Source organism: Aliamphritea spongicola, from assembly GCF_017051665.1.
Taxonomy (GTDB): Bacteria; Pseudomonadota; Gammaproteobacteria; order Pseudomonadales; family Balneatricaceae; genus Amphritea; species Amphritea spongicola.
The window spans coordinates 141883-156703 of the sequence record NZ_JAFIDL010000006.1 but is presented as its reverse complement, the minus strand read 5'-3'; the positions used below and the strand labels follow the sequence as shown (position 1 = coordinate 156703).

The following is a 14821-nucleotide window of genomic DNA, read 5'->3' as shown; positions in this document are numbered from 1 at the left end:
ACCTGCATTTCCTGTACCGGTGTTCAGCCTTCGCTGTTGTCTGCAGGGGCTTGCGGCTGTGCAGCAGCTTGCGGCTGAGCGGTTGTCACTGACTGCAGATGCTGAATCAGCGGTTGCAGATCCCGCCAGACATCTTTCTTACAGCCCGGAACAGTCATCATTTCAGACAGACTGGCGCTGGCCAGTACCTTCACATCGGAACGCAGACTGAACAGAATGCCCCGTAACTGTTCCAGAGGTTCGGAACGCTGAATGATCATCTGCGCGGCAGACTCACCCAACAGAATCACCTGGCTCACAGGCAGGGCAGCAAGGCTTTTGTTGAGTTTGTGCATGACCGCCTTGCGGGCCTGGGTCGCCCCCTGATCAAGGGTCTTACTGGCGAACATCGGCCACGGCAGCAGGAAGACCTCTCCCTGCCCCCCCTGCAAACCGACAGAACGGAGAATTTTATCCAGCAGGCTCTGATGCTGCATGGATAATCCCTGACGGGACTGAGGCGGCAGGGTATCCACCACCAGACAGTCACCAAATGCCACGAAAGCCAGTTTAAACGGTGCCTGTACATCACTGTCGGCATCAGTCTCAGCAGTAGCTTCCGGTGCGGCAATATTGGAAGCATCGAAGGCTTTATTCAGGGCAGGAGCTGCAACAGGTGCAACGGCGGTTTTGTCCACCACCTGCTGTACAGCCTGCTCAGCATTGTCCGGCTTCTGAATTTTAGGCACCGGTGCTTTCTCTGCAGGTTTATCCCCAAGGCTTGCTGCCAATGCAGCACGGGCCTGCTGGGCTGCCTGCTGATTTTGCTGGCTGTTCTGCGGCTTCGGTGCAGCGGCTGATGCGCCGGCCGCCGCCGGTGAAGGCTGAGCAGTCTGCGGTTGCAGATCTTCCGGCAGTGAGCAGAATTCCCACACCCAGTCAGGTGTGGGTAACGCGCCCGGCAACTGCTCACGGGGCAACCAACTGACAATGCCCATGGCATCCAGATACTGGTGTCTTAGTTGTTGCTCCATGAAGCTATCCTGCTCAGTCTGTGTGAATGCCCGGCATTATACCTGCGGATGGGCTTTCTGGTCAGTGGTTTCCAGCATATTCAGTGCATGAATATAGGCTTTCACGGAAGCGATAATAATATCGGTATCCGCCCCCAGTCCATTAACGATCCGGCCACCTTTTTCCAGCCGTACAGTCACTTCACCCTGAGAGTCCGTGCCGCTGGTAATTGCATTCACAGAATACAGTTCCAGTGCTGCCTCAGAGTTCACCATGACCTCAATGGCTTTAAAAGCCGCATCTACCGGGCCGCTGCCGGATGCTTCTGCCTGCTGTTCGCTGTCATCCACACCGATGGTAACTGTTGCCACCGGCACTTCACCGGTCTGGGACGTTACAGAGAGGCTGCTCAGCTTATACTTTTCGTAATGCTTGGCGGTCTGGGTATCGCTGACCAGTGCCTGCAAATCTTCATCAAAGATTTCGTGTTTTTTGTCCGCCAGAATCTTGAACCGGGAGAAGGCATCATTCAGTTCAGCATCGGTAGCAAACACAGTGCCCAGCTCTTCCAGCCGGGCCCGGAAAGCATTCCGGCCGGAGTGCTTACCCAGCACCATTTTGTTGGTTTTCCAGCCGACACTGTCAGCCGTCATGATCTCGTAGGTTTCCGGATGCTTGAGCATGCCGTCCTGGTGAATACCGGATTCGTGGGCAAAGGCGTTTGCCCCAACAATCGCCTTGTTCGGCTGTACCGGGAAACCGGTCACACCGGAGACCAGACGGGAAGCCGGCACGATCTGCGTGGAATCAATGCCGGTGTGCAGACCGAGAATATCCTGACGGGTCCGCAGCGCCATGACGATTTCTTCCAGCGAGGCGTTACCGGCCCGCTCACCCAGACCGTTGATAGTACATTCCACCTGACGGGCACCGGCAGATACCGCAGCCAGCGAGTTAGCCACCGCCAGACCCAAATCGTTATGACAGTGAACGGAGAAAATTGCCTTATCTGAATTAGGGATATTTTCGATCAGGCGGGCAATAGTATTGCCGAACTCATTGGGTACCGCGTAACCTACTGTGTCCGGAATGTTAATGGTCCGGGCACCGGCATCAATCACCTGCTCGATAATCCGGCACATGAACTCAAATTCAGAACGGCTGGCGTCTTCCAGGGAAAACTCAACATCGGCAACTAAATTGCGGGCCCGTTTAACCGCATGCACAGCTTGCTCGACAACCTGATCCGGCTCCATCTGCAGCTTGTATTCCATATGAATCGGAGACGTGGCAATGAAGGTATGAATCCGGCCGGAGTTGGCTTTTTTCAGTGCTTCACCGGCACGATCGATGTCTTTATCCAGCGCCCGTGACAAAGAACAGATGGTGCTGTCTTTAATGGTATTGGCGATGGTCTGCACGGCGGTGAAGTCACCCGGGCTGGCAATGGCAAAGCCCGCCTCGATAACATCTACTCGCATTTTTTCCAGCTGCTTGGCTATGCGCAGCTTTTCCTCACCGGTCATCGACGCGCCGGGGCTCTGCTCACCGTCACGCAATGTTGTATCGAAAATAATAACCTGATTGTTGTCAGACATGGTTTTGGCTCCAGGTACTGATGGCTGTTGTCCCATTTGGAGAGGTCGCTCTGCAGGCACTTAAGGCCGGCTGTGGTAACCGGTTACCTGCTGTATAGTAAAGCTGTTCTGAAAAGGAACCCTGTTGCGGCAGCAGCGCGGCGAACCGGCCACTGTCGTGATTCGTCTAATATAACCTGACAGGGTGTATTTGCAAGGTAATAACCTGTCTGCGAAGCAGGTCAGATCAGGCACCGTTACTGGGATCAGGAGTAAAACCCACTGTGAAAAAAGACCACTTTGATGTACCGGTAGACCGCCGGGAAACCTCCAGCATGAAATGGGAACGTTACAAAGACCGTGACATCCTCCCAATGTGGGTGGCAGATACCGATTTCACCACCGCGCCGGTGATTACTGAAGCACTGCAGGCACGGGTTGCCCACGGAGTATTCGGTTACACCCAGCGCCCGGCGGAACTCAACGGGGTAATGACTGAACGCCTGCGCCGCCTGTATGGCTGGGAAACCGATGAACAGTGGTTTGTATGGTTGCCCGGGCTGGTCAGCGGCCTGCACCTTAGCTGCCGGACTGTCGCTTCACCGGTCACCCTGACCCCCGATACCATCTACCCACCCTTCCGTTCCGCGCCAACGCTGTCCGGAGGGCAACACCTCGGTATACCGATGGTTCAACAGCAGGGCCGCTGGCTGATCGACTTCAGTGCCCTTGAAGCGGCAATCACCGCGCAGACCCGCCTGCTGCTCTTCTGTAACCCGCATAACCCGGGCGGCACCGTGTACCGGCGGGCAGAACTGGAACAGCTGGCGGAGATCTGCGCGCGCCATGATTTGCTGATCTGCTCTGATGAAATTCACTGTGACATGATCCTGGAGCCGGGTGTTGAACATATCCCGCTGGCATCACTGGGCCCGGACATTGCCGCCCGCACAATCACCCTGATGGCTCCCAGCAAAACCTTCAATATTGCCGGGCTGGGCAGTTCCGTCGCCATTATTCCGGATCAGGCATTACGTAACCGCTTCAGGAAAGTACGCCGGGGCATCGTGCCGGACGTGAACCTGCTGGGCTATACCGCCGCACTTGCCGCCTATAAGGACGGTGATGACTGGCATCAGCAGCAACTGAAGTATTTACGCAGCAACCGGGATTATCTGTTAGCGGAAATTAACCGGATTCCCGGCCTGCGGCTGGCACACTTTGACGCCACGTATCTGGCCTGGATTGATATCCGCGACGCGGAGCTGGATGATCCGGTCACCTTTTTTGAAAGCGCCGGTGTGGGCATGTCACCCGGTAAGGATTTTGGTGACGATAACTTTATGCGGCTTAATTTTGGCTGCCCCCGCAGCACGCTGGAAGAAGCCGTCAGACGCTTAAGACAGGCACTAACCGACTAACCTGGTGTTTTCAGGCCAGGGGCAGAGGGAAAGCAATCACATCGGCAATGTTATCGGTACCGATCGCCTGCATCACCAGGCGGTCTATGCCAACAGCTACGCCGGCACAGTCCGGCATGCCATTTTCCAGCGCAGCAATCAGCAGATCATCCACCGGCCGCTGTGGCAGATTTTCTTCACCACGCTGGCGGTTATCGGCCTCAAACCGGCGGGCCTGCTCTGTTGCATCAGTCAGTTCATGGTAACCATTTGCCAGCTCAACACCGTGCACAAATAACTCAAAACGCTCGGCAACGGCCCGTCCCTGAGCATCTTCAGAGACTTTCGCCAATGCCGCCTGACTGGCGGGATAATCATAAACAAATACCGCGCCTTCACTGGCCAGCCGTGGCTCAATCACGTGGGACATCAGTAAATTCAGCCAGTTATCCCGGTTATCATCCTCGTAATTACTGTCGATATGTTCAGCAGCGATTGTCCGTAACTCAGCCACACAGGCACTGTGCGGGTCGATCCCCAGATGGGTCTTAAAGACCTGTGCATAACTGTATTCAACCGCTTCCGAAAGCCCCAACAACGGTAACAGTAACTCAGCCACTTCTGTCATCAGCTGACGGTGATCAAACCCCGGCCGGTACCATTCCAGCATGCTGAACTCAGGATTATGCCGGCGGCCCACCTCACCGTTACGGAACGCCTTACTGATCTGATAGATCGGCCCGCTGCCACTGGCCAGCAGGCGCTTCATGGCGTATTCTGGCGAACTTTGCAGGTATTTCATCTCCACATCGCCGCCCACCAGCGGCTGATACCGGCACTCGATTGTATCGATATACGGATCACTAACCGCTGCGTTAGACATCACCGGAGTATCTACCTCAAGTACGTCTTTACCGACAAAAAACGCCCGGATAGCAGCAATGATCGCGGCACGACGGCGCAGATTTTCGATTGGAGCAGCACTGTTCCACTGTGGAGTATCAGACACAGAAATCTTCCTGAGATAAAAGGGTTACGGGGCGGCTGGCGACTGGAAGCTCTTTCAACAAAAGTAACAAAGCCGGCAAATAACAGGCACAAAAAATGGCAGCCCGGGCTGCCATTTTCAGATTACCACCGGGCAATTAAGCGCGGGATACGTACTCACCGGTACGGGTATCGATCTTCAGTACTTCACCGCGCTCAATGAACAGAGGTACACGTACAACAGCGCCAGACTGCAGAGTAGCAGGCTTGGAACCGCCCTGTGCAGTATCGCCTTTCAGACCCGGATCAGTTTCAACCACTTCCAGCTCAACGAAGTTCGGCGGAGTAACAGAAATAGGGTTACCGTTGAACAAAGTTACCTGGCAGGCATCCTGTTCTTTCAGCCACAGGTGCGCATCACCGATAGCGGTCTGGTCAGCAGCAACCTGCTCATAGGTCTTAGGATCCATGAAGTGCCACATTTCACCGTCGTTGTACAGATACTCCATATCGGTATCCATTACATCTGCACCTTCAACGCTTTCACCAGACTTGAAGGTACGCTCCCAGGTACGGCCGGACATCAGGTTTTTCATTTTAACGCGGGTAAAAGCCTGGCCTTTACCCGGCTTTACGAACTCAACGTCAACCATTGAACAAGGGTCGCCGTCGATCATGACCTTCAGGCCATTTTTAAACTGGTTAGTAGAATAGTTTGCCATAATTGTCTCGATACCTAAGGGAATATGCTAAAACTGAGCGGCCGGAAAATCAGTCTGCACAGGGCTCAGACCCGCTGCAATTTTCCCGGCTTATACAAAATTGACAGCCATTCTACTTGAAAGGAGAATGCGAGCCAATTTTCCAAGCGAATTAAAGTAGCCCCGACATGAAACCTCTTAAAGTTGCTGATCTGAATCATCCTTCTGAATCAGCAAACAGCTGGCAACAACTGCTCAGCCAGGCCATCACCGACCCGGCTGAACTTGTCAGTGCACTGAACCTCCCCCCGGAAACAGTAAACGGGGCGTTGCAGGGGCACAAAGATTTTTCTGTAAGAGTACCCGCTCCTTATCTGCAGCGGATCAGGCCCGGCGATCTGAACGATCCTCTGCTGCGGCAGGTTCTGCCTGTCAGTGCGGAAGCCGATAATGTTCCCGGCTATATCACAGACCCGCTGGCGGAAGCAGACAGTAATCCCCATGACGGCCTGATACATAAGTACAAAGGCCGGGTACTGATCATTCTGACCGGTGCCTGTGCAATAAACTGCCGTTACTGCTTCCGCAGACATTTTCCCTATGAAGATAACCGCCTGGGGCCGGATCAGTGGCAACAGGTGGTGGATTACATCGCCGCTGACAGCAGCATCAAAGAAGTTATCTTTTCCGGTGGCGACCCGCTGGCAACCAATGATAAACGCCTCGATAAACTGATCAGCTCACTGGAAGCCATTCCTCATCTGCAGCGTTTACGTATCCATTCCCGGCTGCCGGTGGTAATTCCTCAGCGGATAACGCCGGAACTGAGCAACCGCCTGGCCAGTAGCCGGCTGCAAACTGTGATGGTATTACACATCAACCATGCTAATGAAATAGACAACGACGTTGCGACGGCAGTGGCGCAACTTAAACAAAGCGGAGTGACCGTACTGAATCAGGCGGTACTGCTGAGGGGAGTCAATGATTCAGTGGACGCACTGGAAGCGCTCAGTGAAACGTTATTCCGTGCGGGGATTTTGCCTTATTACCTGTTTACCTTTGACCCGGTAGCCGGCGCGGCTCACTTCGACATTGCCGACCGGGAAGCCCAGCAACTGGTCAGTGAATTACAGAGCCGCTTACCCGGCTACCTGGTACCGAAGCTGGCCCGGGAAATCCCCGGCAGGGCTTCTAAAACCCTGTTACCGGTTGCCAGCACGCCGGCCCCTGCAGAATAACGATTAAGAAACTTCCAGGGCCCGTAACTGCTGTTGTTCCAGCAGCAGTTCAGCCAATGGCTTAGGGCGACCAAGGCCATAGCCCTGCCCGTAATCGATACCGATTTCCCGTAGCAGCTCAACGATTTCATCGTTTTCCACAAACTCGGCGACGGTTTGCATGCCCATCACATGACCGATTTCATTGATGGATTTCACCATCGCCAGATCAAGCTTATTCTCAACGATTTCCCTGATGAAAATACCGTCGATCTTCAGGGTATCTACTGGTAAGTTCTTCAGATAAGCGAACGATGACAGACCGCTGCCAAAATCATCCAGTGAAAAATGACAGCCAAACGCCTTCAGGGCATTAATGAAATCCCGGGCATCTGAAAGATTGGCAATCGCAGAGGTTTCTGTGATTTCAAATTTCAGGGTCGAGGCAGGAATTGTAGACGCTTTCAGGCGTTGCAGAATCGCATCCTGAATGGTGCTGTCTCCCAGGGAACTGCCGGAGAGATTAATGGCACAGCGCCCTATTGTACGGGAGAAAACCATGGCATTCTGTTCCAGCCAGTCAAGGGTATGCTCCACTACCCAGCGGTCCACCCGGCTGCTCAGATGATAACGCTCCACCGCCGGCAGGAAAGCCCCCGGAGGTACCAGGTTACCGTCTTTATCCCGTAACCGCAGCAACACTTCAATATCCGGTTTCAGGCCCTGATCCTGCAAAGGCAGGATAATCTGTCCGAAGAGCACAAAACGGTCTTCATCCAGTGCGGCATTGATTTCCGATACCCACTGCATTTCCCCTTCCCGCTTCAGCAGCATGGCATCATCCTGCTGATAAAGGTGAACCCGGTTACGGCCGTTTTCCTTTGCGGTATAACAGGCTGAATCCGCTTGTTTCATCAGCTCAATCTTATTCACACTGTGCTGATCAATTTCAACCACGCCGATACTCACACCGACGCTGAACATCTGGTTTTCCCAGCTGAACTTGAAGGAGGCGATTTTCTCTCGCAGGTCATTGGCCACCCGTTCGGCCTGCTGCAAATTACAGTTACGCATCAGGATACCAAATTCATCGCCACCCAAGCGGGCCAGGGTATCGCCAGCGCGAATCCGCTCCTGCAGCAAGTGCGCTAGCTGCCGCAGTAATTCATCACCGGCAATATGTCCGCAGGTATCATTAACCACCTTGAACTGATCCAGATCGAGGAAACAGAACACATGCTGCTCACCGGTTACCTGACTGTGTTCCAGGGTTTGCTCCAGCAACTGCTCAAACGCCCGCCGGTTCACCAGATCTGTAAGCTGATCATGACTGGCCTGATAATTCAGCTGCTCAGAAATCTCCCGCGCCTCAGTAATATCCTGATGAATCGAAACATAGTGAGTCACCTCATCCGCTTCATCATAAATCGGAGCAATGTGCACATTGGCCCAGTACGCCTGACCATTCTTCCGCAGGTTCAGCAGTTCACCCTGCCATTCCCGGGTGGTACGCAGCATATCCCAGATCGTGTCATAGGATGTTTCCTGCCCCTGGTCGTAATGGAGCATATTGATTGGCTGTCCGATCACTTCTTCCTCTGAAAAGCCGGTCACTTCCAGCACTTTCGGGCTGGCGTATTCAACCGTGCCGTCAAGCCGTGATATCACCACCATGTAGGGGCTGTACTCAACCGCTTTGGATAATTTTCGCAGGGCCAGCTCCGCAGAACGACGCTCATCAATTTCGTGCTGCAGATCCGCGGTCTTTTCATTGACAAGTTCACCCACCCGAACAGTCCGGCCAGTCAGGGTCAGCAACCAACCACAGATCAGCGACGCAAACAGCATGCCCGCCGACAGAATCAGCCAGCTGGACGAAATGCCATCTTTGTACAGGGATTCACCGGCCGGCAGGTATTCAAACTCCCACTGACGACCGCCAAGCAGGAATAAACGCTTAATATGCCGGTCATCCGACGGGTCCATCAGACGTTCATCAAACCGGGGAGAACGGTACAGTTCCTTAGGTGTGTCATCGGTTACATCGGTGATACGGGTATAAATCTGCCGTGTCAGGGATGTATTCGGCCCGAGTAAATGGCTGGTGATGAAATCATCCGCCCGGTACACCATGGCCACAAAGCCCAGATGATTATCCCAGACGTGCTCTTTACCCTTCTGACTCATGGACAGATAGACCACCACACCGGCCTGCTGTCCGGACTCCTGAATCAGCCGGATCGGAGCTGTCGCACCAATGCTGTTATACAAAAAAGCATAATCCTGTGCTTCCTTAGCCATCGGATTGGAAGACACATCATAACCGTAGGCCCGCTCGTTACCGGAGTAAGGCTGGACATATTTAATGGGGTAGTACACCGCTTTATCCGGCGCACGCTTAATCTTGTCACCGTCAAACACTTTGATATCACCGGGACCGTCATTGGCGTTCTCAAAGGAGGTCCGGTTAAAACTGGCTACCCGGGGAATCCACTCAAGGGCCTGAATGCCCTTAGTCTGATCCAGCAACCCCTGACCGAATATGGCAAACTCTTCTTTCGATACATACCCACCACTTTCCAAGAAAGACCGGGTCATATTCAGCAGCTGAAAACTTTCCTGAAACGCCCCGACCAACTGTAAATGCAGGGTACCGGCCTGACGGACAAACAATTGGTTGCGTTCATCTTTTTCCCGTTCGCCGGTAACCACAAACAGCAAACCGATAACCAGCAACAGACCCAGAATAGGAATCCCCACGCTGACCCGGCGGTTGAAGCGCCCTACCGGGCTGGATTTTATCAGGGCCAGCAACAGCGGCGTTACAATCATGGCGCCAATACTGTCGCCCAGCCACCAGGTCAGCCACACAGCTCCCAGCTCAGCAACCGGCATGGTTTTGAAAACTGCAAAGCAGATGACCGCCGTGGTACAGGCCACCAGCGAACTGAGGGGGCCGACAATCAGCAGAAAACGCAGAATCGCCCGGTCATCAATCAGCGGATCATCGGGCCCGACATAACGGTTGATCAGACGCACGGCAATCATCGCCTGCAGCATGACACCGACACTGATGACCCCGCCTAAAATAAACTTGAGATGAAGTACTGTTTCCGGCGCCCCCACAAACCAGAAATACAACTGATGGGCCAGCATACCGGCAAACAGGCTTGGCAGAGCTGGCTTGCCCAGCAACATGAGGATGACAATTGCAAAGCCGGCCGGCGGCCAGATAATAGAGGGTTCGCCGGGCGGCGCGGTCAGTAACACTGTCAGCTGAGCCAACAGGAAATACATTACCCCAGGCATCAGATATACCTGCAGGTAAGTCATAAAACTGGGACGACTGTTATCTGGAGTATTCAATCCTTTCCCCGCCCGAAGCGCATCTCTGCAACGGTTTATCCCTAGAGATAACTGCGCTTCTCCGCAAACCGTCCAGCTGCAAACATGCCTGAAATTAGTCGGACAGCTGTGGCCGGGAGCTGTTTTTTGTCACCCGATTCAAACGTTCCACAACTGTTTAGCTCATCATAGACAATGGGCAGAGCCGGCTCAATCCGGGACTACCCATCCCGACAGATTAATTCAAACATACGTTATGGTCGATGCTTGAAGCACACAAAACCTGCCCCAAATCAGAGAAGACTGTATAAAGCTAAGTGATTATTTTACTTATGCTTTGGGGGCACTCCGGGGAAAGCTGCGACATTGGTGCCCCGGGCCGGCGTGATTTTAGCCACGCCCTCGTGCTTCACCTCATCAATGCGGATAACTGACTGCATCGGAATGTAGCTGCGCTCTACATCTTCAAACTGCTGTTTGAGTTTTTCTTCCGAAGGATCAACCACCATCTGGGTCTGGCTGCCAAAGACAAACTCTTCAATTTCCAGAAAGCCCCATAAATCGCTCTGGTAGAGATGCTTGGCATACACCTCGTAGACTTCATCCTGATTGAGAAACTTAATCCGGTAAATCGCGTCTTTTTCCATGGTTTAACTCTGCCAGCCCGTTACCGGACATTTACTACTGGATGATCAAAATCTGATCGTAAAAATTTCAGGCAGCAAATATACGGGCAGCGCACTAAAATACAAGAGCAAACGGGGGGATTATTACTCCGTCATGAATATTGATACAGATACGATCTTGCTGATTAATAACTAGGCACCCTTTCGACCTTAGCGTATAATTCCTGCCCCTTTGATCAATCCCAACGTTACAACAGGTGTGTAATGGCGAAGAAGCTATTCATTAAAACCCATGGCTGTCAGATGAACGAATACGATTCAGCGCGTATGGCCGACCTTCTGGGCGAAAGCCACGAGCTGGAACTTACTGACAACCAGGATGAAGCGGACGTTCTGCTGCTTAACACCTGTTCTATCCGGGAAAAGGCGCAGGAAAAAGTTTTCCACCAACTGGGACGCTGGCGCAAGCTGAAAGCCGGCAATCCGGAACTGAAAATCGGTGTTGGCGGCTGTGTTGCCAGCCAGGAAGGTGAAGCGATTCTTAAGCGTGCACCTTACGTGGATATGATTTTCGGCCCGCAAACCCTGCACCGCCTGCCGGAAATGATTGATCTTACCCATGAGAACAAAAAAGGCATTGTGGATATCAGCTTCCCGGAAATCGAGAAGTTTGATCACCTGCCTGCCCCGAAAGTAGACGGCGCCGAAGCATTCGTATCGGTTATGGAAGGTTGCAGCAAGTACTGCACGTTCTGCGTTGTGCCTTATACCCGTGGCGAGGAAGTCAGCCGCCCGCTGGATGACGTACTGACCGAAGTGGTTGAGCTGGCGGAACAGGGTGTCCGTGAAGTAAACCTGCTGGGCCAGAACGTTAACGCCTACCGTGGTAACACCCACGATGGCGATGTTGCAGACCTGGCTGAGCTGATCCGCTGTGTTGCGGCGGTCGACGGCATTGACCGTATCCGCTTCACCACCTCTCATCCGGTTGAGTTCACTGAAAGCCTGATTGATGTATACGCAGAAGTACCGGAGCTGGTAAGCCACCTGCACCTGCCGGTACAGAGCGGTTCCGACCGCATTCTGATGGCCATGAAACGCGGCCACACGGCCATTGAGTACAAGTCCAAGCTGCGCCGGATTAAAGCCCTGCGCCCGAACATCTCTTTCTCTTCGGACTTTATCATTGGCTTCCCGGGTGAAACCGACGCTGACTTTGAAGCAACCATGAACCTGATCGCCCAGATCGGCTTTGACCATTCTTTCAGCTTTATCTACAGCCGCCGTCCGGGTACACCGGCATCGGATCTGCCGGATGACGTCAGCGAAGAAACCAAGAAGCAGCGCCTGAACATCCTGCAGGAACGGATTACTCAGCAGGCAATGCAGATCAGCCGCCGTATGGTGGGAACTGTAGAGCGTATTCTGGTGAACGATTACTCCAAACGTGACCCGGGCATGCTGTCCGGCCGTACGGAAAACAACCGGGTAGTAAACTTCCGCTGCGATAACCCGGATCTGATTGGTCACTTTGCCGACGTGGAAATTGTCGAAGCTTACGCCAACTCCCTGCTGGGTCAGCTGGTCAGCTCCGAACTGAATAATTTTGCAAAAGATGCCTGAGGTATCCTCATTGAACACTGCTGACTCCCTTAGCTTCAGCCTTCATCCGAATGACCCGCACCATCTGGCCAACCTCTGTGGCCAGCTGGATGAACACCTGAAGCTGATGGCCGAACGGTTGGATATTGATATCAGCAACCGCGGCAATATCTTTAAACTGGCCGGCGAAGCCAGCTCTATCAAAGCCGGCGAGCAGGTCATCACCCAGCTGTATCAGGAATCCCAGGACGGCCAGGAAATTACCGCTGAACAGGTACACCTGTTGTTGCAGCAATCCGGCGTGGAGCAGATCAAAGCCCGCCCGGAACCGGCAGACATCTACCAGCCGGACATTACTATCCGTACCCGCAAAGCACTGATTCGTCCGCGCGGACCGAACCAGCAGGACTACCTGCGTTCTATTCTGCGCCATGACATCAACTTCGGCATCGGCCCTGCCGGTACCGGTAAAACCTATCTGGCAGTAGCCTGTGCCTGCGAAGCACTGGAACGGGATGAAGTCAGCCGGATCCTGCTGGTCCGCCCGGCGGTTGAAGCCGGTGAGAAACTCGGTTTCCTGCCCGGTGACCTGAGCCAGAAAGTCGACCCGTACCTGCGTCCTCTTTATGACGCTCTGTACGAAATGCTGGGGATTGAACGGGTAACCAAGCTGATTGAGCGCAACGTCATTGAAGTTGCGCCGCTGGCCTACATGCGCGGCCGGACGCTGAACGGTTCATTCGTGATTCTGGACGAAAGCCAGAACACTACCCGGGAACAGATGAAGATGTTCCTGACCCGGATCGGTTTTGGTTCCACCGCGGTTATTACCGGTGACACCACTCAGATCGACCTGCCCAAGGGCGTACGCTCCGGCCTGATCCACGCTCAGCAGGTACTGCGGGATGTGGAAGGTATCGGTTTCACCCGTTTTCTGGCGAAAGATGTGGTCCGTCACCCACTGGTGCAGCACATTGTTGAAGCCTACGACGAATTCGATCTGCAACATAACACCGGAAATTAATGCATGAGCTATTACGTTGACCGCCAGTGTCAGATCGAAGACATCAACCTGCCGGACGAAGCCGAGCTGACCCGCTGGGCCAGCCTGGCCATTGCTGACTTTCGCGACACCGCTGAACTGTCCGTGCGGATTGTTGATGAAGCGGAAAGCCAGCAACTGAATAACGACTACCGTGGCAAGGACAAACCCACCAATGTATTGTCCTTCCCGTTTGAAGTACCGAAAGGCATCGAGCTGGATTTACTGGGGGATCTGGTGATCTGCGCCCCGGTTGTCAGCCGTGAAGCCGACGAACAAAACAAGCCACTGATGCACCACTGGGCGCATATGGTCATTCACGGATGCTTGCATCTGTTAGGATTCGACCATATAAATGATGCTGATGCTGAAGAAATGGAAGCATTAGAAGTTAAATTGCTGTCACAGTTAGACATCAGTAACCCATACGATAATCAGGACCCATAAGGACAATATGAGCGAAGACCGAACGGAACATGGCACACAGAAAAACTGGCTGGGCAAAATCACCCAGGCATTTTCTGATGAGCCGAAAACCCGCGAAGACCTGTTAGCAGACCTAAAAGACGCTGCTGACGAAAATATTCTGGACCAGGAAGCCTACAGCATCATTGAAGGCGCCATGCAGGTTTCTGACCAGCAAGTCCGGGATGTTATGATCCCCCGCTCACAAATGGTGGTGGTTGAAGCCGACCAGACACCTAAAGAATTTTTGCCTATCATCATTTCCAGCGCCCACTCCCGGTTCCCGGTTATCGGTGAAAACCCGGACGACCTGCTGGGTATCCTGCTGGCAAAAGACCTGTTGCCCCTGATTCTCGATGACGATGGTCTGGAAAACTTCGATATCACCCAGCACCTGCGCAAGCCGACCATTATTCCGGAAAGTAAGCGTCTGAACATTCTGCTGAAAGAATTCCGTGCGAACCGTAACCACATGGCCATGGTGGTTGATGAATACGCCGGTGTTGCCGGTCTGATTACCATCGAAGACGTGCTGGAACAGATCGTCGGAGAAATCGAAGACGAACACGACAGCGAAGATGATGAAAGTAACATCAAGCCATTTGATGAAAATGGCTATATAGTTAAAGCCCTCACCCCTATCGAAGACTTCAATGAATACTTCGATATTGGCCTGCCAGATGATGACTTTGATACCATCGGAGGCCTGGTGACTCAGAAGTTCGGACACCTGCCGCACAAGGATGAAGTGGTCAGTATCGATGAATTTACCTTTAAGGTACTCAGCGCTGAAAACCGTCGCATCCGGTTGTTACAGGTAACCCGGGCCAGTAACTAGCCCATTTTAACGACCTGACGGATACCTC

At 53.3% G+C, this 14821-nt stretch carries 12 protein-coding genes; 6 read left to right on the top strand and 6 right to left on the bottom strand.

Annotation, left to right across the window (positions count from 1 at the left end; all coding sequences use genetic code 11):
- Positions 1–23: 23 nt before the first annotated feature.
- Both JYB63_RS17075 and JYB63_RS17070 read right to left on the bottom strand, forming a co-directional pair.
- Positions 24–1013, bottom strand: a complete 990-nt coding sequence (locus JYB63_RS17075; RefSeq protein ID WP_205659116.1) for a uracil-DNA glycosylase family protein — start codon at positions 1011–1013, stop codon at positions 24–26.
- Between the two features lie 36 nt (positions 1014–1049).
- Positions 1050–2591: a 2-isopropylmalate synthase gene (locus tag JYB63_RS17070; protein WP_205659115.1), complete on the bottom strand. Its 1542-nt coding sequence runs from the start codon at positions 2589–2591 to the stop codon at positions 1050–1052.
- A gap of 263 nt (positions 2592–2854) precedes the next feature.
- Between JYB63_RS17070 and JYB63_RS17065 the strand changes: the two genes are divergently transcribed.
- The gene (locus JYB63_RS17065; protein WP_205659114.1) at positions 2855–3991 is read left to right on the top strand and encodes a PatB family C-S lyase; all 1137 of its coding nucleotides are present in this window, start codon (positions 2855–2857) and stop codon (positions 3989–3991) included.
- A gap of 10 nt (positions 3992–4001) precedes the next feature.
- On the opposite strand, the gene epmA is transcribed toward JYB63_RS17065, so the two are convergent.
- Positions 4002–4979: an EF-P lysine aminoacylase EpmA gene (gene epmA / locus JYB63_RS17060; protein WP_205659113.1), complete on the bottom strand. Its 978-nt coding sequence runs from the start codon at positions 4977–4979 to the stop codon at positions 4002–4004.
- 136 nt (positions 4980–5115) lie between these two features.
- Entirely contained in the window at positions 5116–5679 is a 564-nt protein-coding gene (gene efp, locus JYB63_RS17055; RefSeq protein WP_205659112.1) for an elongation factor P, read from the bottom strand.
- A 167-nt stretch (positions 5680–5846) separates the two neighbouring features.
- Here efp and epmB point away from each other — a divergent pair, with 167 nt between their 5' ends.
- Positions 5847–6896, top strand: coding sequence for an EF-P beta-lysylation protein EpmB (gene epmB, locus JYB63_RS17050; RefSeq protein WP_205659111.1), 1050 nt, complete (start codon positions 5847–5849; stop codon positions 6894–6896).
- Positions 6897–6899: 3 nt separating this feature from the next.
- Here epmB and JYB63_RS17045 read toward each other — a convergent pair whose 3' ends face one another.
- Both JYB63_RS17045 and JYB63_RS17040 read right to left on the bottom strand, forming a co-directional pair.
- On the bottom strand, positions 6900–10184 hold the full coding sequence (locus JYB63_RS17045) for an EAL domain-containing protein (protein WP_205659110.1): 3285 nt from the start codon (positions 10182–10184) through the stop codon (positions 6900–6902).
- A 362-nt stretch (positions 10185–10546) separates the two neighbouring features.
- Positions 10547–10867: a DUF1820 family protein gene (locus JYB63_RS17040; RefSeq protein WP_205659109.1), complete on the bottom strand. Its 321-nt coding sequence runs from the start codon at positions 10865–10867 to the stop codon at positions 10547–10549.
- A 243-nt stretch (positions 10868–11110) separates the two neighbouring features.
- Between JYB63_RS17040 and miaB the strand changes: the two genes are divergently transcribed.
- The 4 genes from miaB to JYB63_RS17020 are packed head-to-tail and all read left to right on the top strand — an operon-like array spanning position 11111 to position 14793.
- The gene (gene miaB, locus JYB63_RS17035) at positions 11111–12469 is read left to right on the top strand and encodes a tRNA (N6-isopentenyl adenosine(37)-C2)-methylthiotransferase MiaB (protein WP_205659108.1); all 1359 of its coding nucleotides are present in this window, start codon (positions 11111–11113) and stop codon (positions 12467–12469) included.
- A gap of 10 nt (positions 12470–12479) precedes the next feature.
- A complete protein-coding gene (locus JYB63_RS17030; protein ID WP_205659107.1) occupies positions 12480–13472 on the top strand; it encodes a PhoH family protein in 993 nt (330 codons plus the stop codon).
- A 3-nt stretch (positions 13473–13475) separates the two neighbouring features.
- Complete coding sequence (gene ybeY, locus JYB63_RS17025) at positions 13476–13937, top strand: rRNA maturation RNase YbeY (RefSeq protein WP_205659106.1); 462 nt, start codon at positions 13476–13478, stop codon at positions 13935–13937.
- A gap of 7 nt (positions 13938–13944) precedes the next feature.
- A complete protein-coding gene (locus JYB63_RS17020; RefSeq protein ID WP_205659105.1) occupies positions 13945–14793 on the top strand; it encodes a CorC family transporter in 849 nt (282 codons plus the stop codon).
- Positions 14794–14821 lie beyond the last annotated feature (28 nt).